This window comes from Kitasatospora sp. NPDC033851 (assembly GCF_055576085.1).
In genome coordinates this window covers 194,511-220,897 of sequence record NZ_JBVIRL010000016.1, presented here as the reverse complement: position 1 = coordinate 220,897, position 26,387 = coordinate 194,511, and the positions used below count along the sequence as shown (strand labels likewise).

The 26,387-nt window shown below is 70.6% G+C and carries 21 protein-coding genes and 1 tRNA gene; 16 read left to right on the top strand and 6 right to left on the bottom strand.

Features of this window, described 5'->3' with window-relative positions:
- The first annotated feature begins 70 nt into the window (after positions 1 to 70).
- Complete coding sequence (tgmC, locus tag ACZ51D_RS28020) at positions 71 to 1,132, top strand: ATP-grasp peptide maturase system methyltransferase (RefSeq protein ID WP_465663798.1); 1,062 nt, start codon at positions 71 to 73, stop codon at positions 1,130 to 1,132.
- A 142-nt stretch (positions 1,133 to 1,274) separates the two neighbouring features.
- Here the strand turns inward: tgmC and ACZ51D_RS28015 are convergent, their stop codons facing one another.
- The 3 genes from ACZ51D_RS28015 to polA form a co-directional block, all read right to left on the bottom strand.
- Entirely contained in the window at positions 1,275 to 2,036 is a 762-nt protein-coding gene (locus tag ACZ51D_RS28015) for a GNAT family N-acetyltransferase (RefSeq protein ID WP_465618379.1), read from the bottom strand.
- A gap of 261 nt (positions 2,037 to 2,297) precedes the next feature.
- Entirely contained in the window at positions 2,298 to 2,975 is a 678-nt protein-coding gene (locus tag ACZ51D_RS28010; protein ID WP_465663797.1) for a hypothetical protein, read from the bottom strand.
- 88 nt (positions 2,976 to 3,063) lie between these two features.
- Positions 3,064 to 5,748, bottom strand: a complete 2,685-nt coding sequence (gene polA / locus ACZ51D_RS28005; RefSeq protein ID WP_465618779.1) for a DNA polymerase I — start codon at positions 5,746 to 5,748, stop codon at positions 3,064 to 3,066.
- A 289-nt stretch (positions 5,749 to 6,037) separates the two neighbouring features.
- Here polA and ACZ51D_RS28000 point away from each other — a divergent pair, with 289 nt between their 5' ends.
- The 6 genes from ACZ51D_RS28000 to ACZ51D_RS27975 all read left to right on the top strand — a co-directional run bounded on the left by ACZ51D_RS28000 (position 6,038) and on the right by ACZ51D_RS27975 (position 12,940).
- On the top strand, positions 6,038 to 6,514 hold the full coding sequence (locus ACZ51D_RS28000) for a PaaI family thioesterase (protein ID WP_360499102.1): 477 nt from the start codon (positions 6,038 to 6,040) through the stop codon (positions 6,512 to 6,514).
- 592 nt (positions 6,515 to 7,106) lie between these two features.
- On the top strand, positions 7,107 to 8,339 hold the full coding sequence (locus ACZ51D_RS27995; RefSeq protein WP_360499100.1) for a branched-chain amino acid ABC transporter substrate-binding protein: 1,233 nt from the start codon (positions 7,107 to 7,109) through the stop codon (positions 8,337 to 8,339).
- A 197-nt stretch (positions 8,340 to 8,536) separates the two neighbouring features.
- The gene (locus tag ACZ51D_RS27990; protein WP_360499098.1) at positions 8,537 to 9,466 is read left to right on the top strand and encodes a branched-chain amino acid ABC transporter permease; all 930 of its coding nucleotides are present in this window, start codon (positions 8,537 to 8,539) and stop codon (positions 9,464 to 9,466) included.
- A 5-nt stretch (positions 9,467 to 9,471) separates the two neighbouring features.
- A complete protein-coding gene (locus ACZ51D_RS27985; protein WP_465663796.1) occupies positions 9,472 to 11,397 on the top strand; it encodes a branched-chain amino acid ABC transporter permease in 1,926 nt (641 codons plus the stop codon).
- A gap of 8 nt (positions 11,398 to 11,405) precedes the next feature.
- Complete coding sequence (locus ACZ51D_RS27980) at positions 11,406 to 12,227, top strand: ABC transporter ATP-binding protein (protein ID WP_465618777.1); 822 nt, start codon at positions 11,406 to 11,408, stop codon at positions 12,225 to 12,227.
- Positions 12,224 to 12,940, top strand: a complete 717-nt coding sequence (locus tag ACZ51D_RS27975) for an ABC transporter ATP-binding protein (protein WP_360499094.1) — start codon at positions 12,224 to 12,226, stop codon at positions 12,938 to 12,940. Before ACZ51D_RS27980 ends, ACZ51D_RS27975 begins: the two co-directional genes overlap by 4 nt.
- A gap of 58 nt (positions 12,941 to 12,998) precedes the next feature.
- Here the strand turns inward: ACZ51D_RS27975 and ACZ51D_RS27970 are convergent, their stop codons facing one another.
- Positions 12,999 to 13,685 (bottom strand): ANTAR domain-containing response regulator, encoded by a 687-nt coding sequence (locus tag ACZ51D_RS27970; RefSeq protein WP_465618370.1) that lies wholly within the window; start codon positions 13,683 to 13,685, stop codon positions 12,999 to 13,001.
- 66 nt (positions 13,686 to 13,751) lie between these two features.
- Here ACZ51D_RS27970 and ACZ51D_RS27965 point away from each other — a divergent pair.
- A tRNA-Leu gene (locus ACZ51D_RS27965) sits at positions 13,752 to 13,826 on the top strand.
- A gap of 267 nt (positions 13,827 to 14,093) precedes the next feature.
- Positions 14,094 to 14,729, top strand: a complete 636-nt coding sequence (locus ACZ51D_RS27960; protein ID WP_465663795.1) for a hypothetical protein — start codon at positions 14,094 to 14,096, stop codon at positions 14,727 to 14,729.
- A 41-nt stretch (positions 14,730 to 14,770) separates the two neighbouring features.
- On the opposite strand, the gene pyk is transcribed toward ACZ51D_RS27960, so the two are convergent.
- Positions 14,771 to 16,201, bottom strand: coding sequence for a pyruvate kinase (pyk, locus tag ACZ51D_RS27955; RefSeq protein ID WP_465663794.1), 1,431 nt, complete (start codon positions 16,199 to 16,201; stop codon positions 14,771 to 14,773).
- Between the two features lie 327 nt (positions 16,202 to 16,528).
- Between pyk and ACZ51D_RS27950 the strand changes: the two genes are divergently transcribed.
- The 7 genes from ACZ51D_RS27950 (at position 16,529) to ACZ51D_RS27920 (ending at position 24,819) form a co-directional block, all read left to right on the top strand.
- Positions 16,529 to 17,623 carry a substrate-binding domain-containing protein gene (locus ACZ51D_RS27950; protein WP_465618364.1) on the top strand — a complete coding sequence of 365 codons (1,095 nt, stop codon included), beginning with the start codon at positions 16,529 to 16,531 and terminating at the stop codon, positions 17,621 to 17,623.
- Positions 17,620 to 19,272 (top strand): extracellular solute-binding protein, encoded by a 1,653-nt coding sequence (locus ACZ51D_RS27945; RefSeq protein WP_465618362.1) that lies wholly within the window; start codon positions 17,620 to 17,622, stop codon positions 19,270 to 19,272. Before ACZ51D_RS27950 ends, ACZ51D_RS27945 begins: the two co-directional genes overlap by 4 nt.
- A complete protein-coding gene (locus tag ACZ51D_RS27940; protein WP_465663793.1) occupies positions 19,259 to 19,900 on the top strand; it encodes a hypothetical protein in 642 nt (213 codons plus the stop codon). Before ACZ51D_RS27945 ends, ACZ51D_RS27940 begins: the two co-directional genes overlap by 14 nt.
- A 341-nt stretch (positions 19,901 to 20,241) precedes the next feature.
- The gene (locus ACZ51D_RS27935) at positions 20,242 to 22,074 is read left to right on the top strand and encodes a bifunctional metallophosphatase/5'-nucleotidase (protein ID WP_465618358.1); all 1,833 of its coding nucleotides are present in this window, start codon (positions 20,242 to 20,244) and stop codon (positions 22,072 to 22,074) included.
- Between the two features lie 82 nt (positions 22,075 to 22,156).
- The gene (locus ACZ51D_RS27930) at positions 22,157 to 22,726 is read left to right on the top strand and encodes a Uma2 family endonuclease (protein WP_465663792.1); all 570 of its coding nucleotides are present in this window, start codon (positions 22,157 to 22,159) and stop codon (positions 22,724 to 22,726) included.
- A 137-nt stretch (positions 22,727 to 22,863) separates the two neighbouring features.
- Positions 22,864 to 23,790 (top strand): NADP-dependent oxidoreductase, encoded by a 927-nt coding sequence (locus ACZ51D_RS27925; protein WP_465618355.1) that lies wholly within the window; start codon positions 22,864 to 22,866, stop codon positions 23,788 to 23,790.
- An 84-nt stretch (positions 23,791 to 23,874) separates the two neighbouring features.
- Positions 23,875 to 24,819, top strand: coding sequence for an AraC family transcriptional regulator (locus ACZ51D_RS27920; RefSeq protein ID WP_465663791.1), 945 nt, complete (start codon positions 23,875 to 23,877; stop codon positions 24,817 to 24,819).
- Between the two features lie 96 nt (positions 24,820 to 24,915).
- Here ACZ51D_RS27920 and ACZ51D_RS27915 read toward each other — a convergent pair whose 3' ends face one another.
- A complete protein-coding gene (locus ACZ51D_RS27915) occupies positions 24,916 to 26,373 on the bottom strand; it encodes an aldehyde dehydrogenase family protein (RefSeq protein ID WP_465663790.1) in 1,458 nt (485 codons plus the stop codon).
- Positions 26,374 to 26,387 lie beyond the last annotated feature (14 nt).

Here is a 26,387-nt window from a genome sequence, read left to right as displayed (position 1 = left end):
AAAATCCTCGGTTGGAAGACCCCCGCCGAGGTCTTCACCGAGCAACTACGCTCACTACAACAACCCGGTGTTGCAACGACCGATTGAACTCGCCCTGTTCGCCGGCAGCTACTTCGTCCCGATCGAGGGCAGCACCCCGACCGGCTACCGGGCCCTGCACCACGGCGCCCCCAGATGGCTGGAGGGGATCTACACCGACCGGACCCTCATCACCCAACTCGACGGCCGCACCCACCCGGAGGACGCCGGGGACCAGCCGGTGACCGGGGCGGCGCCCTCGTCCTCCTCCACACTGCCCTCGCTCGTGCTGGACATGTGGCAGCAACTCGGCGCGGATGCCGGACACCGGGTGCTCGAAGTCGGCACCGGAACCGGCTACTCGACCGCCCTCGGCGCCCACCGCCTCGGCGACCGGAACCTCACCAGCATCGAGTACGACCCCCGGGTGGCCGCACGCGCCGCCGCCGCACTTCAGGCCGCCGGCTACGCCCCGCGCCTCATCGTCGGCGACGGTCTCGGCGGGGACCCCGACGGCGGCGCCTTCGACCGGCTGATCGCGACGTGCTCGGTCCGGTACCTGCCGATGGCCTGGCTCCGCCAGGTGAAGCCGGGCGGCCGGATCCTGGTCACCCTGTCCGGGTGGAGCTACGCAAGCGCCCTGGCGCTGCTCGAGGTGACCGGCCCCGGTGAGGCCACGGGCCGGTTCCTGCCCGGCTACACCAGCTTCATGATCGCCCGGCCCCACGACCGGCCACCCCGCCCGACCCTGGCCCTGCTCCCCGGGGAGGAGCGCGCGAGCCGGATCGACCCCGCGAAGCTCGATACCTGGACCGGAAGCTGGGTTGCGCAGCTCGCGGCGCCCTCGGCCGAACGGATGGGAGCCGGCGGGCAACAGATCCTCGCGGACGTGGCCACCGGATCGCAGGCCCGGACCATGCCCGACTCCGAAGGCGGCTGGACCGTGGTCCAGCGCGGACCGCTCCGGCTGTGGGACCACGTGGAAGCCGCCATCGAGGCGTGGCAGAGCGCGGGCGAGCCGCACCAGGACGGCTTCGGCATCACGGTCTCGGCGGCAAGGCAACGAATCTGGCTCGGCAGCGAGAACGGTCCGGGCTGGGACCTACCGGTCTGACCTGCGGGGAGAGCTTTCCGCCCGCCGCCCGGGCAGCCAGGCGCGCGTGGGAAGTCGGCCCCGCCGACTTCCCACGCGGCGCGGGCACCGGCCGGCGCATCACGATGGTGCGGGCCGGCGGGCGTCACTGCGACGCTGTCGCTCAGGAGGAGGCCCACCAGGTCGAGGGCGTCGCGACCGTGTAGCCCAGCGACTCGTACAGCGGCCTGCCGAGCTTCGAGGCGGTGAGCGTGGCCGGCAGGTCCGCCAGGTGGGCCAGGGCGCCGAGCATGACGGCCCGGCCCACGCCGCGCGACCGGAACGCCGACGACGTAGCGACCCAGTAGTGGCTGCCGATGCCGTCGGCCACGACGCTGACGCAGGCTCCCGCGGCCACGCCGTCGATGGAGGCGACGAACACGTCCACGCCCGGCTGTTCGATCAGCGCCATCGGGAAGAGTTCGCCGGCGCGGTGGGGCTGGAACCCGTCCAGGTCGAAGCCCTCGATCACGACCTGCTCGGCCGTCCGGAGGTCCTCCGCCTGCTGCACCCGGATCACGTCCAGCGCCGGTTCGCCGACGGGCCCGGGCAGGCGCAGCATGATCGGCATCTGCCAGTTGCGCAGGCCCAGGTGGTTCAGGTCGGCCGCGCTGAACGGGTCCTCGACGTAGGCCGTCCCCTTGGCCCCGCGGACCAGCTCGCTCACCTCGGCCAGTTCGCCGGGGTCGAGGTCGGGCTCCTGGATGAGGATCCGCAGGCCCGCCCGCTCGTCGCCGTCGACCGCGACGAATCCGCGGCGCCGGATCACCTCGTGCCCCCGGCTACGGCCGGTCGCGGCCCAGAAGGCGGCGGAGTTGCGGGCCTGGCTCGTCGGCGCCTCGGCCAAGGATATGGACTGGTCGGTCGAAGGGGATCCCGTTGTCATTGTGCCTACGGTAGTACGAAATTGACCCACCGTACGGGCCGATTCCCTGCGAGCCGGCCGGGCCACGTCCCCATCGGACCACCCGGCGGGCACGAACATCCTGATACCCGCCCACACCGGACCGCCCGCCCATACCGGACCGCCCGCCCCCACGCCCGGCGGTCGGATCGGCAGCGGCGGGCCCGTGCGCGGCGGCCTCCCGGTCGGCGCCGGCAGAGAACTCCCACCCCCCGGGGCGGTCGCCGCCCCGGAGGCGCACCTTCAGCCGCCGCCCGAGAAGCCGCCCGAGTTCGCCGAACCCGATCCTCCGGAGATCCACGGTGAGGAGGACGTCGGCGAGGGCTTCAACCGGACGCTGCGCTTGGTGACCAGTTCCACCTGCACCCCGGCGGGGCCGAGCAGCGCGGCCAGGGCCTCGTGCAGTTGCTCCGGGTCGGTGCCGGCCGGCGGTCGCCACGTCAGTTTCTCGTCGACGCATTCCAGGCGGACGGTGAGGACCTCGCCGGCGGGCGCGCGATCACCCGGGTAGGGCTCCACGATGGACCGCACCAGCCGGATCGCGCGCAGTTCGGCCGGTGGCCGCCAGCCGCCGGGGCGTCCGCCCCGGACCAGCCGGAACCGGTCCGCGGCCTCGGTCGGGGCGAACTCGACCCGGTGGACGGCGACCACTTCCATCCGGGCGATCACCGGAATGGCCAGCAGGTACTCGGTACCGGCGATCACCCCGACCACGGCGGCGACGGTGCTCCCGGCCGCGCCGAAGAGCCACAGACCGAACGCCACCAGCAGGGTCGGCGCGAAGAGCACCAGGGGCGCCCTCAGCGCCTCCCCGACGGAGGTGAGGCAGTACACCAGCGCGCTGCGCCGCGTCCCACCGCCCTCGCGCAGGACGAGATCGGTCGATGCGGGGCCGGTACGCAGGACGCTGTCCGGGGGCATTCCGTCAGCGTACGGGCGCGCACCGGCGCCGGGAAGCCCTCGGGCGCGGCCCGCAACCGGCACGCGCCCGAGGGATTCTGATCGTGCGTCAGTGCGCGGCGGCCTCCCAGTTCGCGCCGACGCCGACCGAGACGTCCAGCGGGGCGCGCAGCGGGTAGGCGCCCGCCATCTGCTCGCGGACGACGGCCTCCACCCGCTCACGCTCGCCCGGGACCAGCTCCAGGACGATTTCGTCGTGCACCTGGAGCAGCATCCGCGAGGTGAGCCCGGCCGCGCGCAGCGCCTCGTCCACCCGGAGCATGGCGATCTTGACGATGTCGGCGGCCGAGCCCTGGATGGGGGCGTTGAGGGCCATCCGCTCGGCCATCTCGCGGCGCTGGCGGTTGTCGCTGTTGAGGTCCGGCAGGTAGCGGCGACGGCCGAGCAGGGTCTCGGTGTAGCCGGTGGCGCGGGCCTCGTCGACGACCCGGCGCAGGTAGTCGCGCACGCCGCCGAAGCGCTCGAAGTAGGTGTCCATCAGGCCCTGCGCCTCGGCGGGCTTGATGCCGAGCTGCTGGGAGAGCCCGTACGCGGACAGCCCGTACGCCAGGCCGTAGGACATCGCCTTGATCTTGCGGCGCATCTCGGCGTCGACCGCGTCGCCCGGGACTTCGAAGACCTGGGAGGCGACGGTGGTGTGCAGGTCCTCGCCGGTGGCGAAGGCCTCGATCAGCGCCTCGTCCTCGGACAGGTGCGCCATGATCCGCAGTTCGATCTGCGAGTAGTCGGCGGTGAGCAGCGACTCGTAGCCCTCGCCGACGACGAAGGCGCGGCGGATGGCGCGGCCCTCCTCGGTGCGGACCGGGATGTTCTGCAGGTTCGGGTCCTGCGAGGAGAGCCGGCCGGTGGCGGCGACCATCTGGTTGAAGGTGGTGTGGATCCGGCCCTTGGGCGAGACGGTCTTGAGCAGGCCCTCGACGGTGGTGCGCAGCTTGGCCTGGTCGCGGTGGCGCAGCAGGATGACCGGCAGCTCGTTGTCGGTCTGGGTGGCCAGCCAGGTGAGCGCGTCGGCGTCGGTGGTGTAGCCGGTCTTGATCTTCTTGGTCTTGGGGAGCGCGAGCTCGCCGAAGAGGATCTCCTGGAGCTGCTTGGGCGAGCCGAGGTTGAACTCGCGCCCGGCGGCGGCGTGCGCCTCCTCGACGCAGCGCTGGATCTCGGCGGCGAACCGCGTCTCCAGGGTGGTGAGCCACGCGCCGTCGGCGGCGATGCCGTAGCGCTCCATGCGGGCGAGCAGGGCGGCGATGGGCAGCTCCATGTCGCGCATCAGCCCGGTGGCGCCGACCTCGGCGAGGCGGGTGTCGAAGAGCGCGGCGAGGTCGAGCACGGCGCGGGCCTGGAGCATCAGCGACTGGGCGGCGGCGGTCTCGTCCTCCTCCGGTGCGTCGAAGGCGAGTTGGCCGCTCTCGGTGGCGGGGGCCGGGGTGAGCGAGCGGGCCAGGTACTCCTCGGCGAGCACCTCCAGGGTGAAGGTGCGGCGGCCGGGCTTCTCCAGGTAGGCGGCGAGCGCGGTGTCGGCGACGACGCCCTCGATGGCCCAGCCGCGCTCGGCGAAGGCGCGCATGACCTGCTTGGCGATGTGCAGGGCCTTGGGGGCGGCGGGGTCGGCGAGCCACCCGGCGAGGGCCTGCTCGTCCTCCTCGGCGAGCAGCGCCGGGTCGAACCAGGCGGCGGACTCCCCGGCGGCGAGGGCGACTTCGGTGACCTCGCCGGTGCCGAGCGCCCACTGGTAGACGGCGGCGAGCGCGACCGTGGTCTTGCCGTCACAGGCGTGCTCGCGCAGCCAGGCGGCCAGGGTGCCCGGGTCGGTGAGCAGTTCGCCGTCGACCTCGACGCCGGGGGCGAGTTCGACGGCCTCCTCCTCGCCGGTGGCCGGGTCGATGCCGTGGACGCGGTCGCGGAAGTTGGCGTTGCGGAACTCCAGCGACTCCATCAGGGTGGCGACGGCGGCCTTGTCGAACGGCGCGCGGGCCAGGTCGGCGACGCCGAGCGGGAGTTCGACGTCGCGGACCAGCTCGGTGAGGACGCGGTTGCGCTTGACCGAGTCGAGGTGGTCGCGCAGCTTCTCGCCGATCTTGCCCTTCACCTCGTCGGCGCGGGCGACCAGTTCGTCGAAGGAGCCGAACTGGTTGACCCACTTGGCGGCGGTCTTCTCGCCGACGCCGGGGATGCCGGGCAGGTTGTCGGACGGGTCTCCGCGCAGCGCGGCGAGGTCCGGGTACTGGCGCGGGGTGACGCCGTACTTCTCGGTGACCTTCTCCGGGGTGAAGCGGGTGAGCTCGGAGACGCCCTTGGTCGGGTAGAGGACGGTGACGTGGTCGGTGACCAGCTGGAGCGAGTCGCGGTCGCCGGTGACGATGTCGACGTCGTAGCCGGCCGCCTCGGCGGCGGTGGCGAGGGTGGCGATGATGTCGTCGGCCTCGAAGCCCTCGGCGGTCAGCCGGGGGACGTTCATGGCGTCGAGCAGTTCGCCGATCAGGCCGACCTGGCTGCGGAACTCGTCCGGGGTCTTGGCGCGGTTGGCCTTGTAGTCGGGGAACTCGACGGAGCGGAACGTCTGCCGGGAGAGGTCGAAGGCGACGGCGAGGTGGGTGGGCTGCTCGTCACGGACGGTGTTGGCGAGCATCGACGCGAAGCCGTAGACCGCGTTGGTGGGCTGCCCGGTGGAGGTGTTGAAGTTCTCCACGGGCAGGGCGTAGAAGGCCCGGTAGGCCATCGAGTGCCCGTCGAGGAGCATCAGCCGGGGCCGCGGGCCGGCCCCGCCGCCACCCGTAGCGCCCTTGTCCGTACTCTGCGTAGCCACGTCAACGTCCGTTCCTGCCGATTCCACTACCGGCCACCGATCCTATGGCCCGGCACCGACAAAAGGGGCACGGCACCGGTGGGGTCGGGCCCCGCCCGGCGGGCCGGGCGAACGCCCCCGGGGCGCCACGCCAGCCTCCGCCCGCGCGCTCTACCACCGAGTAGGACGGTCGTACGATCACAGGCAGCAGCACCCGTGATCCCCCAGCGGCAGGAGTTCCCCGATGACCGATGCGGCCCCCGACACCGCCCCCTCCACCACCCCCGTCCTGAACGTCCCGCAGGACGTGCTGGACCACTTCGCCAAGCTCGGCGTCAGCCCGGAGACCTTCTCCGGCGGCCACCTCGGCGAGAAGCTCGGCATCCGCATCGTCGAGGCCTCCGGCGACCGCGTGGTCGGCACGATGCCGGTGGAGGGCAACCAGCAGCCGTACGGGCTGCTGCACGGCGGCGCGTCGGCGGCGCTGGCCGAGACGCTGGGCTCGATCGGGGCGATGCTGCACGCCGGCCCCGGCCGGTACGCGGTCGGCGTGGACCTCAACGCCACCCACCACCGCTCGGCGACCTCCGGCCTGGTCACCGGGGTGGCGACGGCCGTGTTCAAGGGCCGTACCGCCGCCACCTACGAGATCGCGATCACCGACGACACCGGCAAGCGGGTCACCAGCTGCCGGCTGACCTGCATGCTGCGCGACCTCTGACGACCCGACTAACGGGCCGACAGCTGCCGCGAGTTCAGCGGATAGGACATCAAATCCCTTTCCCGCCCCCTTGTTTGACCTTCCGCCCCACTGGGCAGGCGTTGGTCTGGACAAGGGGGCATTCGCATGCCCGGGCGCGGCCGACGAACTCCCGCGCTTGTAACACTGCGTAACAGGCAGGAAATCCGAGCACATGCCGGCCCCGAGGGCCTCCAGTCGCCCCGGAGCCGCTTCACCGCGCCTTCCTGGTCCGAAATCCGGACGCGCACGGTCGAAACCCGGGAATCGGACGCAGCTGTCCGATTACCGACGACGCCAGCTGCAACCTGCATTTCTGGCCCTTACATCGCCCTACCAGCGGGTAAACGCCTGACAACACAAGGATCGATCGAGCCGAAACGACCACATGTTGAGACAACTCCTCCGTGTGCTCATAACAAGAGAATCACAGCCTGCTCGCACCACTGCCCGAGCCGCCCAACGACATCTAGAGTCACGGCCAGTCACCGCGCCACTCGATGGGCCCAGCCCGCCGCGCACTCCGGCTCCCGCCACTCAGGCGCGGGCGCCTCCTGAACCGAAGGGGACCCTCGTGCGTCATCGTTCAGCAGTTGTCGTGAGCATTGCCGTGATTGCCGCTCTCAGCCTCAGCGCCTGCGGCTCTCGCGGTGACAAGAAGTCCGGCGACGGGGGCGGCAGCGGCGGCGGCACCACCGTCACCATCGGCATCGACGCCCCGCTCACCGGCGACCTCTCCGCCATCGGCCTCGGCATCCGCAACTCCGTCGAACTCGCGGCCAAGAAGGCCAACGAGACCAACGAGGTCCCCGGCGTCAAGTTCCAGATCAAGGCCCTGGACGACACCGCCAAGCCCGGCCCCGGCCAGCAGAACGCCACCCAGCTCGTCGGCGACAACACCGTCCTCGGCGTCGTCGGCCCGCTCAACTCCAGCGTCGCCCAGTCGATGCAGCAGATCTTCGCCGACGCCAACCTCGTCGAGATCTCCCCCGCCAACACCGGCGTCGCCCTCAGCCAGGGCGAGAAGTGGGCCAGCGGCGAGAAGACCCGCCCCTTCAAGACCTACTTCCGCACGGCCACCACCGACGCCGTCCAGGGCCCCTTCGCCGCCCAGTTCCTCGCCAAGGACGCCAAGAAGTCCAAGGTCTTCCTCATCGACGACCAGAAGACCTACGGCGCCGGCCTCGCCGCCACCTTCAAGGCCGAGTTCACCAAGCAGGGCGGCACCATCGTCGGCGAGGAGCACGTCAACCCCGACGACCGCGACTTCGCGGCCATCGTCACCAAGGTCAAGAGCTCCGGCGCCGAAGCCGTCTACTACGGCGGCGAGTACCCCGCCGCCGGCCCGCTCTCCCTCCAGCTCAAGGAAGCCGGCGTCAACATCCCGCTGATGGGCGGCGACGGCATGCAGAGCGCCGACTTCATCAAGCTCAACCCCAAGAGCGCCGGCGACTTCGCCACCGCCGTCGGCGGCGCCGTCGAGCAGCTCCCGACCGCCGCCAAGTTCATCGCCGACTACAAGGCCGCCGGCTACAAGGACGCCTACGAGACCTACGGCGGCTACTCCTACGACAGCAGCTGGGCCATCATCCAGGCCGTCAAGTCCGTCGTCTCCGCCAACAACGGCAAGCTCCCCTCCAACGCCCGCGCCGCCATCGTCGACGCCGTCCAGAAGGTCTCCTTCGACGGCGTGACCGGCAAGGTCTCCTTCGACGAGTTCGGTGACACCACCAACAAGCAGCTCACCGTCTACACCGTCAAGGACGGCAAGTGGGACGTGGAGAAGACCGGCACCTTCAACGGCTGAGCCACCGCCTTCACGGCTGAGGCACCGCCTTCACGGCTGAGCCACCCGCCTTCGACGGCTGAGGCACCCGCCTCCAAGGGCTGAGCCACCCGCACCACCCTCTCCACCACAGCGCGCGGGGGCGCCACGAGTGCCCCCGCGCGCCCCACATCCACCACCCACGCGGACACCCCCGAACGCACTACGGAGGCCCAGCGGTGCACGACCTACCGCAGCAGCTGGCCAACGGCCTGATCCTCGGCGCCCTCTACGGACTCGTCGCGATCGGCTACACGATGGTCTACGGCATCGTCCAGCTCATCAACTTCGCCCACGGCGAGATCGTCATGGTCGGCGGCTTCGGCGCCCTGACCGCCTACCTCGCCCTCCCCGGCGGCACCACCCTCTGGCTGGCCCTACCGCTGATGCTGATCGCCGGCGTCCTGGTCTCCACGCTCACCGCCGTCGCCGCCGAGCGGTTCGCCTACCGCCCCCTGCGCAACGCGCCCCGCCTCGCCCCGCTGATCACCGCGATCGGGCTGTCCATCTTCCTGCAGCAACTCGTCTTCTCCTTCTACCCCGACGCCAAGAAGGCCCGCGTCTTCCCCAAGCTCCCCGGCGACCCCTTCAGCCTCGGCTCCGTCACCATCCAGCGCAGCGACCTCTTCCTGATCATCGCCGCCCCGCTGTGCATGCTCGCCCTCGGCTGGTTCGTCACCCGCACCCGCTCCGGCCGCGCCATGCAGGCCACCAGCCAGGACCCCGACACCGCCAAGCTGATGGGCATCGACACCGACCGCATCATCGTCATGGCCTTCGCCATCGGCGCCGCGTTCGCCGCCGTCGCCGCCATCGCCTACGGCCTGCGCAGCGGACAGATCGACTTCCGGATGGGCTTCATCCTCGGCCTCAAGGCCTTCACCGCCGCCGTCCTCGGCGGCATCGGCAACATCTACGGCGCCATGCTGGGCGGCCTCGCCCTCGGCCTCGCCGAAGCCCTCGCCACCGGCTACATCCAGCACCTGCCCGGCATGCACCTCTTCGGAGGCGGCGCCTGGAAGGACGTCTGGGCCTTCGTACTCCTCATCCTCGTGCTCCTCGTCCGGCCCCAAGGGCTGCTCGGCGAGCGCGTCGCGGACAGGGCGTGACCACCATGACCACCACCGAAACCACCCCGGTCATCCCCCTGCCGGCCCGCGCCGCCGCCGCCCTCACCGGCCTCGGCGCCCTCGCCACCGCCGCCTCCGCCGCCATGTCCTGGACCTGGACCTCCGACTTCCCCGGCGACCTCACCTACTACGGCTCCCCCGCCGGCCTCCAATGGCTCGCCCTCACCGCCGGCATCCTCACCCTCGTCCTGCTGCTCGCCACCCAAGGCGTCCCCGGCCTGCGCTGGGCCGCCCCCACCCGCAACAACAACGCCGTCCTGTACGCCGCCACCGGCGCCCTCGCCGTCAGCGCCTACTCCGTCACCTCGATCGCCGTCGAACTCGACGGCCTCGTCAACCTCGAACCCGGCGGCTGGGTCCTCGCCGCCGGCGGCCTGATCAGCGTCCTCGGCGCCCTCGGCCTCCCCCTCGACCGCCGCACCAGCGTCCCCCTGCGGATCGTCGACAAGCGCCTCTTCCTGCTCGTCCCCGCCGCCCCCCTCGTCTGGTTCGGCGCCCACGCCATCCCCGGCGACAAGCCCGTCGCCCCCGTCCTCACCGCCCTCGCCGGCGGCGTGGCCATCGCCACCGGCGCCGTGCTCCTCCTCCAGCTCGGCCACCTCGCCAACAGCCGGCTGCGCCTCGGCAAGATCGAGCGCCCGCTGCCCGCGCCGCGCCTACTGCCCTCCTGGGTCGAGGTCCTGATCATCGTCGGCGCCTTCGGGCTCGGCCTCTTCGCGATCACCTTCGGCATCGACACCGAATACGGCGAACTCTTCACCGGCTTCCTGCTGTTCACCGCACTCGCCGTCGCCGCCCTCACCAAGTCCGGCCTGATCGCCCGACTGCGCGCCCTGACCGTCAAGCACCGCCCCGTCACCACCGGCGCCGCCTTCGCCGCCGCCGCCAGCTTCCCCTTCACCCAGAGCAGCGACCAGTACACCTCGGTCGCCACCAACATCCTGATCTTCGCCACCGTCGCCCTCGGCCTCAACATCGTCGTCGGCCTGGCCGGCCTGCTCGACCTCGGGTACGTCGCCTTCCTCGGCGTCGGCGCCTACGCCGCCGCCCTGGTCTCCGGCTCCCCCGCCTCGCCCATCCACGTCCAGTTCCCGTTCTGGGCCGCGATGCTCACCGGCGCCGCCGTCTCCATGGTCTTCGGCGTCCTCATCGGCGCCCCCACCCTGCGGCTGCGCGGCGACTACCTCGCCATCGTCACCCTCGGCTTCGGCGAGATCTTCCGCATCACCATGCTCAACCTCAACGGCACCACCGGCCCCAAGATCACCAACGGCTCCAACGGCATCCCGCGGATCCCCGACCTGGAGATCCTCGGCTTCGACCTCGGCAAGTCCCACACCGTCGCCGGCATCGAACTCGGCCGCTTCTCCAACTACTACCTGCTGATGCTCCTCGTCACCGCCCTCGTCGTGCTGATCTTCGCCCGCGTCGGCAACTCCCGCATCGGCCGCGCCTGGGTCGCCATCCGCGAGGACGAGACCGCCGCCGAAGCCATGGGCATCAACGGCTTCCGCCTCAAGCTCCTCGCCTTCGCCCTCGGCGCCTGCCTCGCCGGCCTCGCCGGCACCGTCCAAGCCCACGTCAGCTACACCGTCACCCCCGACCAGTACACCTTCGCCGAAGCCCTCCCGCCCAACTCGGCCTTCCTGCTCGCCGCGGTCATCCTCGGCGGCATGGGCACCATCAGCGGCCCCCTCGCCGGCGCCACCCTCCTCTTCCTCATCCCGAAGAAGCTCGAGTTCCTCGCCGACTACCAGCTCCTCGCGTTCGGCGCCGCCCTCATCATCCTGATGCGCGTCCGCCCCGAGGGCCTCATCCCCAACCGCCGCCAGCAGCTGGAGTTCCACGAGGCCGCCATCCCGGCCCAGCCCACCGGCGAGCCGACCGCACTCACCAAGGCAGGGGCGTGACCCACCCGATGAGCACCACCGCCGCACCCCTGCTCGAAGTCACCGGCGTCACCATGCGCTTCGGCGGCCTCACCGCCGTCAACGACGTCTCCCTCACCGTCGGCGAGGGCGAGATCATCGGCCTCATCGGCCCCAACGGCGCCGGCAAGACCACCTTCTTCAACTGCCTCACCGGCCTGTACGTCCCCACCGAAGGCGCCGTCCGCTACCGCGACGTCGTGCTGCCGCCCAAGCCCCACCTCGTCACCCAGGCCGGCATCGCCCGCACCTTCCAGAACATCCGGCTCTTCGCCAACATGACCGTCCTCGAGAACGTCCTCGTCGGCCGCCACACCCGCACCAAGGAAGGCATCTTCTCCGCCATCCTCCGCGGCCCCGGCTACCACCGCGCCGAAGCCGAAAGCCGCGCCAAGGCCATGGAACTCCTCGAGTTCACCGGCCTCGCCGCCAAGGCCGACCACCTCGCCCGCAACCTCCCCTACGGCGAGCAGCGCAAGCTCGAAATCGCCCGCGCCCTCGCCTCCGAACCCGGCCTGCTCCTCCTCGACGAACCCACCGCCGGCATGAACCCCCAGGAGACCCGCGCCGCCGAGGAACTCGTCTTCGCCATCCGCGACAAGGGCATCTCCATCCTCGTCATCGAGCACGACATGCGCTTCATCTTCAACCTCTGCGACCGCACCGCCGTGCTCGTCCAGGGCCAGAAGATCGTCGAAGGCGACCGCGAAACCGTCCAGAACGACGAACGCGTCATCACCGCCTACCTCGGCGCCCCGCTCGAAGACAGCACCCCGGCAGGCCCGGAGACCGTTACGGAGACCGACCAGTGACCGCACTCCTCGAGGTCGAGGACCTCCGCGTCGCCTACGGCAAGATCGAAGCCGTCAAGGGCATCAGCTTCACCGTCGAACAGGGCGAGGTCACCACCCTCATCGGAACCAACGGCGCCGGCAAGACCACCACCCTGCGCACCCTGTCCGGCCTCCTCAAGCCCACCGCCGGACGCATCACCTTCGACGGCCAGGACCTCTCCACCGTCCCCGCCCACAAGATCGTCGCCCTCGGCCTCGCCCACTCCCCCGAAGGCCGGCACATCTTCCCCCGCATGACCATCGAGGAGAACCTCCTCCTCGGCGCCTTCCTACGCACCGACACCGCCGGCATCGCCGCCGACGTCGAGCGGGCGTACTCGCTGTTCCCCATCCTCGGCGAACGCCGCAAGCAGGCCGCGGGAACGCTCTCCGGCGGCGAACAGCAGATGCTCGCGATGGGCCGGGCCCTGATGTCCCAGCCCAAGCTGCTCATGCTGGACGAGCCGTCGATGGGCCTCTCCCCGCTGATGATGCAGAAGATCATGGCGACCATCATCGAACTCAAGTCGTCCGGTACGACCATCCTCCTGGTCGAGCAGAACGCCCAGGCGGCACTGTCGCTGTCCGACCAGGGCTACGTCATGGAGACCGGCCGCATCGTCCTCTCCGGCACCGGCGCCGACCTCCTCCACGACGAGTCCGTCCGCAAGGCCTACCTCGGCGAGGACTGACCCCTTCCACGCGAGAGGGCCCGGCGGAAACATCCGCCGGGCCCTTCCGTCGCTCGTCCTACTCGGACTTGCCCTCATCCGCCTTCTTGCGGTCCTGGGCGTCGCCCTCCTCGATGACCGCCTCGGCCACCGCCGCCATCGTCATCCGCCGGTCCATCGACGTCTTCTGGATCCACCGGAAGGCAGCGGGCTCGTTCAGCCCGAACTTCGTCTGCAGCACACCCTTCGCCCGGTCCACCAGCTTCCGGGTCTCCAGCCGCTGGGTGAGATCCCCGATCTCCTTCTCCAGCGCCCGCATCTCGGTGTACCGCGACACCGCCATCTCGATCGCCGGCACCAGGTCCGACTTCGAGAACGGCTTGACGATGTACGCCATCGCCCCCGCGTCCCGCGCCCGGTCCACCAGCTCCCGCTGCGAGAACGCCGTCAGCATCAGCACCGGCGCCAGGTGCTTGTCGTGGATCTGCTCCGCCGCCGACAACCCGTCCAGCACCGGCATCTTCACATCGAAGATCGCCAGATCCGGCTTCAGCTCCTCCACGAGCTTCACCGCCGTCGCCCCGTCCCCCGCTTCGCCGACGACGGTGTACCCCTCCTCCTCGAGCATCTCCTTGAGGTCGAGACGGATCAGCGCCTCGTCCTCGGCGATCACAATCCGGGTGATCTGGGGCGTATCGGTCTCAAGCGGCTGTGCCTGCTCGTCGGCGGTGCTCACGGGGCTCCTAGTTCCGGCGGGGTACTGCATGCACGAGGGTACCTAGACACGGTATGTTTGAGACACGACGGCAAGGCAAGCGCCTTCAAATCGTAGGCCCCGATAGCCCAATTGGCATGAGGCAATGGTCTCAAACACCATACAGTGTGGGTTCGAATCCCACTCGGGGCACTTTTCCTTCGAATCGAAGGGACCGGCATCCGGTCCAACGGTTTTCGTACTCAGGGGATCTTCACTCGATCGAGCGGAGATCCCCTTGTTTGCATGCATGCGACCATCTCGCAATGCAATCTCGCTCGTATGTACGACATGGCTACACGCCAGCGGGCATTGGAGCTCCACGCATCCGGGCTGACCTTCAGCCAGGTCAGCCGCGCGACCGGGGTATCCCGGTTCGCGATCCGCGAGTGGGCGTCCGGTGCCGTACCCAGTCCACGCATGACCGCCGAATGTCCGGCCCACAGCGGCCGGCTCGATCCTTCGCGTCCGCCCGCCGACTACACCTACCTGCTCGGTCTCTACCTCGGCGACGGCTGCATCAGCGAGGGCCGTCGCAAGGTGTACGCCCTGCGCATCGCCTGCTGCGATTCCTGGCCCGGACTCATCGACGAGTGTGAGCGGGCCGTTTCCGCCGTCATGCCACACAACAAGGTGATGCGCGTCCGCGCGCCCGGCTGCACGAGTGTCGTCAGTACCAGCAAGCACTGGCCCTGCCTCTTCCCCCAGCACGGCCCCGGCAAGAAGCACGAGCGCACCATAGTCCTGGCGCCCTGGCAGCAGGAGATCGTCGATGCCTACCCATGGGAGTTCCTGCGCGGCCTGATCCACTCCGACGGCTGCCGCATCACCAACTGGGCGACCCGCACGGTCGGGGGCGTCACGAAGCGCTACGAGTACCCGCGCTACTTCTTCACCAACACCTCGACCGACATCATCGGCCTCTTCACCGCAACCCTCGACGCCGTCGGCGTCCAGTGGCGGGCCGCCCCGCGTCCTGCCGGCGCCACCAACATCTCCGTCGCCCGCAAGGACTCCGTCGCCCTGATGGATGCCCGCATCGGCCCCAAGTACTGACAGCGGCGCGACCCCGAACGAGGCCGCGCCGCCTTGGAATCTCAGGCGTCCAACGTGCCCACGTGGTGGACGCGGACGAGGTTGGTGGAGCCGGCGAGGCCGGGGGGCGACCCTGCCGTGATGACGACGATGTCGCCCTTCTGGCAGCGGCCGAGGGAGAGCAGGGCCGCGTCGACCTGTTCGACCATCTGGTCGGTCGTCGGGGCGAACGGGCCGAGGAAGGTCTCCACGCCCCAGGTGAGGGCGAGTTGGCTGCGGACGGCCGGTTCGTAGGTGAAGGCGAGTACCGGGATGGGCGAGCGGTAGCGGGTCAGTCGGCGGGCGGTGTCGCCGGATTGGGTGAAGGCGATCAGGTACTTGGCGTGCAGGAAGTCGCCGATCTCGGCGGCGGCGCGGGCGACGGCGCCGCCTTGGGTGCGCGGCTTGCTGCCGGTGGTCAGCGGGGGCAGGCCGGCGGCGAGGATGTCGTTCTCGGCGGCTTCGATGATCCGGCCCATGGTCTTGACGGTCTCGATCGGGTACTTGCCCACCGAGGTTTCCCCGGAGAGCATCACCGCGTCCGTGCCGTCGAGGACGGCGTTGGCGACGTCGGAGGCCTCGGCGCGGGTGGGCCGGGAGGCGTTGATCATCGAGTCGAGCATCTGGGTGGCGACGATGACCGGCTTGGCGTTGCGCCGGGCGAGCTTGATGGCGCGCTTCTGGACGAGCGGGACCTGTTCGAGGGGCATCTCCACGCCCAGGTCGCCGCGGGCCACCATGATGCCGTCGAAGGCGTCGACGACGGATTCGAGGTTCTCGACGGCCTGCGGTTTCTCGATCTTGGCGATGACGGGGACGTACCGTCCTTCCTCCGCCATGATCCGGTGGACGTCCTCGACGTCGCGCCCGCTGCGGACGAAGGAGAGCGCGATGAGGTCGGCGCCGGTGCGCAGGGCCCAGCGCAGGTCGGCGACGTCCTTGTCGCTGAGTGCGGGGACGGAGACGGCGACGCCGGGGAGGTTGAGGCCTTTGTGGTCGGAGACGAGGCCGCCTTCGATGACGAGGCAGCGCACCCGGGGCCCGTCGACGGCGACGACCTCCAGGGTGACGCGGCCGTCGTCGACCAGGATGCGTTCGCCGCGGCTGACGTCGCCGGCGAGTCCGGCGTAGGTGGTGCCGCAGATGTCCTTGTCTCCTACGACGCCTTTGTCGGTGGAGATGGTGAACTCGTCGCCGCGTTCGAGAAGTACCGGACCGTGGGCGAAGGTGTCGAGCCGGATCTTCGGGCCTTGAAGGTCGGCGAGGACGCCGACGCTTCGGCCGGTTTCGTCGACGGCCTTGCGGACGCGGCGGTAGCGTTCCTCGTGCTCGGCGTGCGTGCCGTGGCTGAGGTTGAGTCGGGCGATGTCCATCCCGGCGTCGACCAGGGTTTTGATCTGGTCGTACGAGTCGGTGGCGGGCCCGAGAGTGCAGACGATTTTTGCTCGGCGCATAGTGCTGAGACTAGGCATTACCGGCGCGTAACAACGAGGCGGGTCCGGACTGCGGGATGACCTTTGCGGTAAGGCGAGTTGAACAATCTGACACGTCCTCGGACCGGTGTGCGAGGCCTGCCGCCCCGGCGCCTCCGGTCGCGCCCGCGAACGGGTCGGTCGATGCGATTCCGTGAAGGGGTGTTCACCTCTGGTTCACCGTCACTTCCGTTACTGCTCCCCGCCCGGCGGGACGCTCGTCACCCCGGGGTGACGGCCCGGAGGTTCGGGTGACCACCCGGACGACGTAGACGACGCGGCAGAAGTCGCGTCCGAGGGGGGTTCGGCATGAAACGCGGCGCTCTGGGGGTGGTGGCGACCCTGGCCCTGCTGGGCTGGGTGGCCTATGCGCTGATCCCCGACGGCGGCAAGGGGGGACCCGCGGTGGTCACGGTCACCGGCCTGATCGGGTCGGAAAAACGTGACTTCTTCGAAGATCCGGCCGTCAAGGCCGAGTTGAAGAAGCAGGGCCTGGAGGTCCGGGCGGATTCGACCGGCTCCTGGACGATGAGCGAGCAGGCGAAGAGCACCACGGGACTGGACTTCGCCTTCCCGGCGAGCGCCGCGCCGGCCCGGGAGATCCAGCGCAACTGGGAGCTGAAGGACTCGCCGCTGGTGCCCTTCTACTCTCCGCTGGTGATCGTGACACACGAGTCGGCGGCGCGGGTCCTGAAGGACAGCCAGCTGGCGGACGTGGACGCCAAGGGCGTCTGGACGTTCCGGATGGACAAGTACGTGGCGGCGCTGAAGAGCGGCCAGAAGTGGAAGGACCTCCAGGGCGCGGGCGAGCACCCGGAGTTGACCGGCCCGCTGTTCGTGTCCACCACGGATCCGGAGACCTCGTCCTCGGGCGCGATGTACCTGGCGCTGCTCTCCTACATCGCGAACGGCAACCAGGTGGTGCAGGACGACGCGGGGGTGAACGCCGTCCGGGACGTCCTGGCCGCCTCGAACGGCGTCCAGGGCATGCAGAAGATCAGCAGCGACGAACCGTTCCGGGACTTCTTCGCGGGCGTGGGCACGCTGGTCTTCGCCTACGAGTCGCAGGCCGCCGCCCTGCCGCTGCGGGGCAAGGACACCGGGGACATGGTGGTGATGTACCCGGACACGACGATCCAGTCGGACCACACGCTGGTGGCCCGGACGGACGGCGGCCGCAAGTTGGCCGACGCGCTGGAGAACGACGCGGTGCTGCGCAACCTGGAAGCCCGGTACGGCCTGCGCCCGCAGGCCGACCAGGAGGCCTTCTGGAACCTGATGAAGGACAAGAAGCCGTCCTTCGCGCACGATCTGAGGAACTCCGGGTTCAAGCAGGCCACGCTGCCCTCACTGGACAACCTCCTCAAGCTGACCGCCGCGGCGAAGGGTGGGACCCCGAAGTGAACCTCCGTACGAAGCGCCGCAGCCGGCTCACCGCCGCACTGGTGGCCGTCCTGGCGGCGGTGACCGCCTGCACCTCCTCCGGCGACAAGCCCGGCCCGGGGCCCTCGGACCCGCCCGCCGAGACCGCCCGGCCGGGGGTGCTGCGCATCCTGGCCGGCAGTGAACTGCAGGACCTGGCACCGGTGTTGGAGGAGGCCCGGAAGGCCACCGGGGTGACCGTGCAGTTCTCCTGGACGGGCACCCTGGACGGCGCGGACGCGGTGTCCTCGGGCCGGGCCGACGGCAAGTACGACGCGGTGTGGTTCCCCTCCAACCAGTACCTGCGCCTGGACCCGACCGGGAAGTCCAAGGTGCTGTCCGAGACTCCCGTGATGGTCTCGCCGGTCGCGATCGGGGTGCGCTCCTCGGTGCTCGGCGATCTGGGCTGGGGCGACGGCTCGAAGGTCACCTGGGCGCAGGTCGGCGACGCGGCCGCGGCCGGCAAGCTGACGTACGGGATGGCCGACCCCTCGCGCTCCAACTCCGGCTTCTCCACCCTGGTGGCGGTCGCCTCGGCGTTCTCCAAGGCGGACGGGGCGCTGGCCGAGGCGGACGTGCAGAAGGCGACGCCGCAGCTGAAGCAGTTCTTCACCGGCCAGAAGCTGACCTCCGGGTCCTCGGGCTGGCTGGCCCAGGCGTACACCCGGGCCGAGTCGGGCCTGGTGGGCGCGCTGGTGAACTACGAGTCGGTACTGCTGTCGCTGAACAAGACGCTGCCGCCGCAGCAGCAGCTGACGGTGGTGCGCCCGGTGGACGGCGTGGTGTCGGCGGACTACCCGCTGTCGCTGCTGTCCTCGGCCGCGCCGGACCAGCGTGACGCCTTCCAGCGGCTGACCTCGTACCTGCTCAAGGACGAGGTACAGAAACGCATCTCCGAGACGACGCTGCGCCGCCCCGCGACGGCGGGCGTGGCCCCGGCCGCCGGGCTGCCGACGGACCGCCGCCGGGAGCTGCCCTTCCCGGGCACCCGGGCGGTGGCGGACGGCCTGCTGGCCTCGTACCAGAACGACCTGCGCCGCCCGTCCCGGACGGTGTACGTGCTGGACACCTCGGGCTCGATGGAGGGCTCGCGGATCACGGCGCTGAAGAACGCGATGGGCCGGCTGACCGGGGCGGACGACACCCGCGGGGTGCGGCGCTTCCGGAACCGCGAGGAGGTCACCCTGGTGTCCTTCGCCTCCTCGGTGAAGTGGTCCAAGACGCACGTGGTGCCGTCCACGGGCAGCCAGCCCGGTCCGCAGGAGGAGCTGGCGGCGATCAACTCGGACGTGCAGTCGCTGGCGGCCTCGGGCGGCACGGCGGTGTACGGCTCGCTGGAGGAGGCGTACCGGGTGATCGAGCGCCAGCAGGCGGCGGCGAACGACGACCGGTTCACCTCGATCGTGCTGATGACCGACGGGGAGAGCAACGTCGGCGCGTCGGACGCCGACTTCAAGCGATTCCACGACGGGCTGCCGGCCTGGGAGAAGTCGATCCCGGTGTTCCCGATCAAGTTCGGCGAGGCCGCGGTGACCCAGCTGCAGGGGATCGCGGACATCAGCGGCGGCAAGCTGTTCGACGGCTCGGGCTCGCTGGACGGGGCGTTCGAGGAGATCCGTGGCTACCAGTGACGGGCCCGTCCGGCTGGCGCTGCGGTACCTGAACTCGGCCAAGAACCTGGCCGGCCTCGCGGGCGCCGCGGTCGGGGTGGGGCTGCACCAGTTCGAGCTCGGCGGGAGCCTGTGGCCCGGGGTGGCGGCCGCCCTGTACGGGGTGGGCGCGCTGGTGGCGCCCGGCCGCAAGCCCGACCCGCCCGGCCGGCCGACGACGGACCCCAACCCGGGCCCGGAGTCAGGGTCGGAGTCGGAGTCGGAGTCGGAGTCGGAGTCGGAGTCGGAGTCGGAGTCGGAGTCGGAGTCAGGGTCAGGAACGGGGTCGGTGTCCCGGCCGGTCCCGGTGTCGGTGTCGGTCTCGGTGCCTCAGCCGGTGCCCCTGCCCGACCCCGAGCTGGAGGCGCTGGCCGCCTACCTGGGCGCCGTGCCGCTGCCGCCCACCGCCGGGGTGGACGGTCTGCTGACGGCGCTGCGCGAGGCCGGTCCCGGCCCGGTGGCGGAGCGGATCGTCCGGCACCGGCTGCCGCTCGCGGTGGCCAGCTACCTGCGGGCGCGGACCTGGCAGCCGTGGGCGGGCCCGGACGCCCCGGACCCGGCGGCCGAACTGGGCCGCGAGGTGGTCCTGCTGACCGCCGAACTGTCCTGACCCGGGGCCGGCCGCGAGCCGGCCCCGAGCCAGGGCCCCGAGCCAGGGCTCCAAACCAGAGCCCCGAGCCGGAGCCGCAGGTCAGGAGCGCAGGTCAGGACCCGCCTGCTCCCTTTACCACCCCCGCCCCCGCCCATCTTCGTCACGAACGAGTCGCCAAGATCTCACCTCTTGGACAGGTCCGGGGGCTATTCAGCGACCCGGCCCGCACGGCACACTTCTACGCGCGTCCCTCTACGCGCGTCGATGCATTGACGCGATGTCGACGCGTCGACGCGCACCCACTCACGTACACCAGTTGACGGCCCATCTGCCGTCGTTCCCACCCGGGAGAGTCGTCCATGCCCCTGAACCGCCGTGACTTCGTCACCCGGTCCGCCGCCACCGCCGCCGGCGCCGCCCTGGCGAGCGGTGCCGCCGTGGCCGCCGCCCCCTCCGCCGCGGCCGCCGAGCCGGACACGGCGGCCGCCAAGGGCCCGCGCAAGCCCCGCAAGCAGGCCTTCACCGTCATGGGCACCACCGACCTGCACGGCCGGGTGCTCAACTGGGACTACTTCACCGACGCCGAGTACCTCGACAAGGCGCACAACGCGGTCGGCCTCGCCAAGATCTCCACCCTGGCCAACCAGGTGCGCGAGGAGAAGGGCTGGGACCGCTGCCTGCTGATCGACTCCGGTGACATCATCCAGGGCACCCAGCTGACCTACTACTACGCCCGGGTCGAGCCGATCGCCACCGACGGCGACACCGTCCCGGACCACCCGATGGCCGTCGCCATGAACCTCATGGAGTACGACGCCGCCGCGCTCGGCAACCACGAGTTCAACTACGGCATCCCGACCGTGAAGGCCTTCGAGGACCAGCTGGAGTTCCCGCTGCTGGGCGCCAACGCGCTGCACGCGAAGAACGAGAAGCCGGCCTTCCCGCCGTACGTGATCAAGGAGCTGCACCTCGGTGAGGGCAAGCCGCTGAAGGTCGGCATCCTCGGCCTCACCAACCCGGGCATCGCGATCTGGGACAAGGCCAACGTCAGCGGCCAGATGATCTTCCCGGGCATCGTGGAGACCGCCGCCAAGTACGTGCCGCGGATGAAGGCGGCGGGCGCGGACGTCATCGTGGTCTCGGCGCACTCCGGCATCGACGAGCCGACCACCTACGGCGACCAGCTGCCCTGGCCCGAGGACGCCTCGGGCGAGATGGCGGAGACCGTCGCGGACATCGACGCGGTGCTGGTGGGCCACACCCACAAGGAGGTCCCGCAGCGCCTGATCGTCAACAAGAAGACCGGCAAGACGGTCGTGCTCTCCGAGCCGCTCTGCTGGGGCCAGCGCCTGAGCTGCTTCGACTTCGAGGTCGAGTTCGCCAACGGTGCCTGGAAGGTCACCTCGGTCTCCTCGCGGGTGCTGAACTCCAACACCGTGCCGGAGAACCCGGAGATCACCAACGCGCTCTCCGAGCAGCACAAGAAGGTCGTCGCGTACGTCAACCAGAACATCGGCACCAGCAAGATCGAGCTGTCGATCGCCGACGCCCGCTTCAAGGCGACCCCGATCATCGACCTGATCGGCAAGGTCCAGGCCGACGCCGTCAAGGCCGCGTTGGCGGGCGGGCAGTACGCCAACCTGCCGGTGCTCGCCCAGGCCGCCCCGTTCAACCGCACCGCCCTGATCCCGTCCGGCCAGGTCAAGCTGCGCGACGCCGCGGGCCTCTACATCTACGAGAACACCATGGAGGCCCGCATCCTGACGGGCGCCCAGCTCAAGGACTACCTGGAGTTCTCGGCGAAGTACTACAACCAGCTCGCCCCGGGCGCCCCGGTCGACAAGGACGCCCTGACCGGCGCCGAGACCACCCCGGACTACAACTACGACTCGGTCTACGGCCTGAGCTACGACATCGACATCGCCCAGCCGAAGGGCCAGCGGATCGTCAACCTGTCCTTCCAGGGCAAGCCGATCGACCCCGCCGCCCAGTTCGTCCTGGCCGTCAACAACTACCGCGCCAACGGCGGCGGCAACTTCCCGCACGTCGCCGGCGCCAAGCTGGTCTGGTCGAACTCCGACGAGATCCGCAACACCATGATCGCCTGGGTGAAGGCCAAGGGCGTCATCGACCCCGCCGACTTCTTCACCAACTCCTGGCGCCTGGTCCGCGCCGGCCAGCCGGTCTTCTGACCGGCCCTCCCCCCACGAGGCGCCGCCGGGCCCGTCCGCCCGGCGGCGCCTCGCCACATCCGGGCGGTGGAAGAATGGCGTCATGAGCGAGTTCCAGATCCCCGAGCGCCACGCGCGGCTCCTGGCGTACGCGCAGAGCCTGACCCCGCCCGCCGGGTGGAAGATCGAGATCTCCGGAGACGAGATCATCATGATGGCCGGCCCCTCAGTCATCCACCAGCACAACGTTCTGTTCGTCCGCGAGCAGATCGACGCACACCGTCCGTCCGACTTGATGCCGAGCGAGAACACAGACCTCGCCTCCCCGAACGTCGGCACGCTGCGAAACCCCGACCTGACCTACATCCCGCGCTCCTTCGTCAAGCAAGGCGGCAACGAGGTGCCCGCCGAGCAGGCGGCCATCGCGGTGGAGATCGTCTCCCCGTCGAACCCCGAGAACGACCTGGTCGGCAAGGTCCGCGACTACCCGCTGATGGACATCCCGCTGTACCTGCTGATCGACCCGCGCACCAGCGCCATCACGCTCTACTCCGAGCCCTCCGCCACCGGCTACCACCAGCAGTGGAACGGGAAGTTCGGCGACCGGGTGCCGATCCCGGCCCCCTTCGGCTTCGAGCTCGCCACCGACGGCCTCGTCCGCTACCCGGCCTGACTTGCTCTCCGATCAAGACGATCGGACATCTGACAGAGACTGGAGGATATTCATCGGCTCGCCCGCCCTCCCTATCGTTGAGGCATCGAGAACGGCCCCACGGGGGGCCGGTGTTGACCGGGTGGGGAGTGAGTGCAATGCGTGCGGTGGTGCAGCGTGAGGTCGGCGGGCCGGAGGTCCTGGAGGTCGCCGAGGTGGCGCGTCCGGAGCTGCTGAGCGGCGAGGTGCTGGTGCGGGTGAAGGCCGCCGGGGTGAACCCGGTGGACGTGGCGGTGCGGGCGGGCCTGTTCCCGCTGCTGGGCGAGCCGGCGTTCACGGTGGGCTGGGACGTCTCCGGGGTGGTCGAGGAGGCCGCGCCCGGCGCCCGGTACCGGGTGGGCGAGGAGGTGTACGGGATGCCGTTCTTCCCGCGTGCCGCGAACGCCTACGCCGAGTACGTGGCCGCGCCGTCCCGCCAGCTGGCCCGCAAGCCCGCCTCGGTCGACCACGTGCAGGCCGCCGCCCTGCCGCTGGCCGCGCTGACCGCCTGGCAGGGCCTGGTGGACGCGGCGAACGTCGGCGAGGGGCAGCGGGTGCTGATCCACCGGGCGGCGGGCGGCGTCGGCCACTTCGCGGTGCAGATCGCCAAGGCCCGCGGCGCGTACGTGATCGCGCTGGCGAGCGAGCCCAAGCACGCCTTCCTCAAGGAGATCGGCGCCGACGAGGTGATCGACTACCGCACCACCGACTACACCCAGGCGGTCAAGGACGTCGACGTCGTCTTCGACTCCTCCTCCGAGAACACCCGCGCGCTGGAGGTGCTGAAGCCGGGCGGCTTCCTGGTGAGCATCATGGAGCACCGCGACCGGGAGCTCGCCGCCGCGGTCGAGGCCGCCGGACGCCGCTTCGCGGGCATCTCCGTCGAGCCCGACTACGCCGCGCTGGAGGCGATCGCCGCCCTGGTGGACGAGGGGCGGATCCGTCCGCACGTCGCGCAGGCCTTCCCGCTGGCCGAGGCCGGCCGGGCGCACGAGCTGGTGGGCTCCGGTACCGTCCAGGGCAAGGTCGTCCTCACCGTCGACTGAAGGCCCGAACGGACGGCGACGGTTGCGGGCCACGATCGAGGGCGGACCACCAAAGGCACCGAAAGCACCGAAGGGGGACGGGCGTTGGACATCCTGACCGAGGCACTGGGCTCGATGCGGACGGCGTACCCGTCCTCCGTCCGCACCGAGGGCCGCGCCCCGTGGGCCCTGCGCCTGCCCCCGGTGCTCGGCGCCGGCTTCCACGTGGTGCTGTACGGCACCTGCTGGCTGCTCCCGCTGGGCACCGGGGAAGGGGCGGAGCGGCACGCGCCGGTGCCGCTCAGCCCCGGCGACATCGTCTTCCTGCGGGACGGCGGCGGCCACGTCCTGGCCGACCATCCGGACACGCCGCCGGTGGACACCCACGCCTGCCGGGTGAACGACGCCTCGCCGATCGGCACCCTCAGTCTGGGCGGCGACGGCGCCCGCACCAGCCTGCTGTGCGGCAGCTACCACCTGGACCAGGGCCGCCCGCACCCGATGGTCCGTCAACTGCCGACCCTGATCCACCTGCCGACCCGGCACGGCCGCCACCCCGAACTGGCCGCCGCCGTGCAGCTGTTGGGCACCGAGCTGGAGAACCCGCGGATCGGTTCGACCGGGATCGTCCCGGCGCTGATCGACTCGCTGCTGCTGTACATCCTGCGGGCCTGGTTCGAGGACCAGCCCGCCGCGACGGCCGACGGCTGGGCGGCGGCGCTGCGGGACGCCGCCGTCGCCCCGGCCCTGGCGGCGATCCACGAGGCGCCGGCCACCCCGTGGACGGTGGAGTCCCTGGCGGACCGGGCGGGCCTGTCCCGGGCGGCCTTCGCCCGCCGTTTCACCACCATGGTGGGCGAGCCGCCGATGGCGTACCTGACGCGTTGGCGGATGACCACGGCGGCCCGGCTGCTGCGCGAGTCGGAGGCGCCGCTGACCTCGGTCGCGACGCAGACCGGCTACGGCTCGGAGTACGCCTTCGCGAAGGCGTTCAAGCGGGAGTTCGGCCAGGCCCCCGGCGGCTACCGCCGAGAGGCCCGCGCCGCATAGAAACCACGCGAGAAGCCACGCGCGGGGCCTCACAAGAGCCCACGCGCGAGGCCTCACAAGAACCCACGCACGAGGCCTCGCGCGTAGCCACAAGGGCTAGAACGGGAACGCCGCCCGCCCGTGCTGCACCGAGATCCACTTCAGCGTGGTGAAGGCGTCCACCGTGGACTCCCCGTTGAGCCGCCCGACACCGGAGTTCTTCTCCCCGCCGAAGGGCACTCCCGGCTCGTCCGCGATGGTCGCGCCGTTGACGTGGATCATGCCGGTCTCGATCCGCTGGGCGAGCCGCACGCCGCGCTCGAGGTCGGCGGTGTGCACCGCGCCGCTGAGTCCGAACGGCGTGTTGTTGGCCATGCGTACGGCCTCGTCCTCGCCGTCGAAGGGCACCACCAGGGCGACCGGGCCGAACAGCTCGCGCTGCAGGATCGGCGCGTCCTCGGCGAGGCCGGTGAGCACGGTCGGTGCCATCAGGCTGCCGGTGGTGGTGCCGCGCAGCAGCGCGGTGGCGCCGGCGGCGACCGCCTGGTCGATCTGGGCGGAGAGGGTGTCGGCCTGGACGGGGTTGATCAGCGGGCCGATGTGGGTGGCCGGGTCCTTCGGGTCGCCGACGGTGAGCGAGGCGACCTTGGCGACGAACTTCTCGGTGAACTCGGCCTCGACGGCGCGGTCCACCAGGATGCGGTTGGCGGACATGCAGACCTGGCCCTGGTGGACGAAGCGGCTGAACACCGCGGCGTCGACGGCGTAGTCGAGGTCGGCGTCGTCGAGCACGATCAGCGCGCTGTTGCCGCCGAGTTCCAGGACCGAGCGCTTGAAGTGGGCGGCGGCGACGGTGCCGACGTGCCGGCCGACCTTGTCGGAGCCGGTGAAGGAGATCACCTTGGGCACCGGGTGTTCGATGAAGCTGTCGCCGATCTCGGCGATGTCGGTGATCACGACGTTCAGCAGGCCGGGCGGCAGGCCCGCGTCCTCGAAGATCTTCGCGATCAGGCCGCCGCCGACGACGGGGGTCTCCTGGTGCGGCTTGAGCACCACGCCGTTGCCGAGGGCGAGCGCCGGGGCGACCGCCTTGAGCGCCAGGAACAGCGGGAAGTTGAACGGGCTGATCACGCCGACGACGCCGACGGGCAGCCGGTAGAGCCGGTTCTCCTTGCCCTGGGCGGGCGAGGGCAGCAGTCGGCCCTCGGCGGCCACCGACAGGTGCAGGCACTCCCGCAGCAGGTCCTTGACCAGGGAGAGCTCGAAGCCGGCCTTGAGTGCGGTGCCGCCGAGCTCGGTCATGATCGCCGCGACGATCTCGGGTTCGCGTTCCTCGATCAGGCGCAGCGCGCGTTCGAAGACCAGTCGGCGCTGGTAGGGGTTGTCGGCGGCCCACCCCTTCTGGACGCGTTCGGCGGCGCGGTAGGCGCGGTCGACTTCGGCGGTGGTGGCGACGGTGATGGTGGCGAGCTTGTCGCCGGTGTAGGGGTCGACGTCGACGATGTCCCAGGAGCCGCTGCCGCTGCACCATTCGCCGTCGATGTACTGCAGCGCCAACTCGGAGAAGTACGACATCTGATCCCTCTCAT

Excerpts from the sequence above, each read along its gene's own strand:
- ACZ51D_RS28015 (WP_465618379.1), bottom strand. The coding sequence starts at position 2,036 with ATGACAACGGGATCCCCTTCGACCGACCAGTCCATATCCTTGGCCGAG.
- ACZ51D_RS28010 (WP_465663797.1), bottom strand. The coding sequence starts at position 2,975 with ATGCCCCCGGACAGCGTCCTGCGTACCGGCCCCGCATCGACCGATCTC.
- polA (WP_465618779.1), bottom strand. The coding sequence starts at position 5,748 with ATGCTCCTCGACGGGCACTCGATGGCCTACCGGGCCTTCTACGCCCTG.
- ACZ51D_RS28000 (WP_360499102.1), top strand. The coding sequence starts at position 6,038 with ATGACCGATGCGGCCCCCGACACCGCCCCCTCCACCACCCCCGTCCTG.
- ACZ51D_RS27985 (WP_465663796.1), top strand. The coding sequence starts at position 9,472 with ATGACCACCACCGAAACCACCCCGGTCATCCCCCTGCCGGCCCGCGCC.
- ACZ51D_RS27980 (WP_465618777.1), top strand. The coding sequence starts at position 11,406 with ATGAGCACCACCGCCGCACCCCTGCTCGAAGTCACCGGCGTCACCATG.
- ACZ51D_RS27970 (WP_465618370.1), bottom strand. The coding sequence starts at position 13,685 with ATGCAGTACCCCGCCGGAACTAGGAGCCCCGTGAGCACCGCCGACGAG.
- ACZ51D_RS27960 (WP_465663795.1), top strand. The coding sequence starts at position 14,094 with ATGACCGCCGAATGTCCGGCCCACAGCGGCCGGCTCGATCCTTCGCGT.
- pyk (WP_465663794.1), bottom strand. The coding sequence starts at position 16,201 with ATGCGCCGAGCAAAAATCGTCTGCACTCTCGGGCCCGCCACCGACTCG.
- ACZ51D_RS27950 (WP_465618364.1), top strand. The coding sequence starts at position 16,529 with ATGAAACGCGGCGCTCTGGGGGTGGTGGCGACCCTGGCCCTGCTGGGC.
- ACZ51D_RS27935 (WP_465618358.1), top strand. The coding sequence starts at position 20,242 with ATGCCCCTGAACCGCCGTGACTTCGTCACCCGGTCCGCCGCCACCGCC.
- ACZ51D_RS27930 (WP_465663792.1), top strand. The coding sequence starts at position 22,157 with ATGAGCGAGTTCCAGATCCCCGAGCGCCACGCGCGGCTCCTGGCGTAC.
- ACZ51D_RS27925 (WP_465618355.1), top strand. The coding sequence starts at position 22,864 with ATGCGTGCGGTGGTGCAGCGTGAGGTCGGCGGGCCGGAGGTCCTGGAG.
- ACZ51D_RS27915 (WP_465663790.1), bottom strand. The coding sequence starts at position 26,373 with ATGTCGTACTTCTCCGAGTTGGCGCTGCAGTACATCGACGGCGAATGG.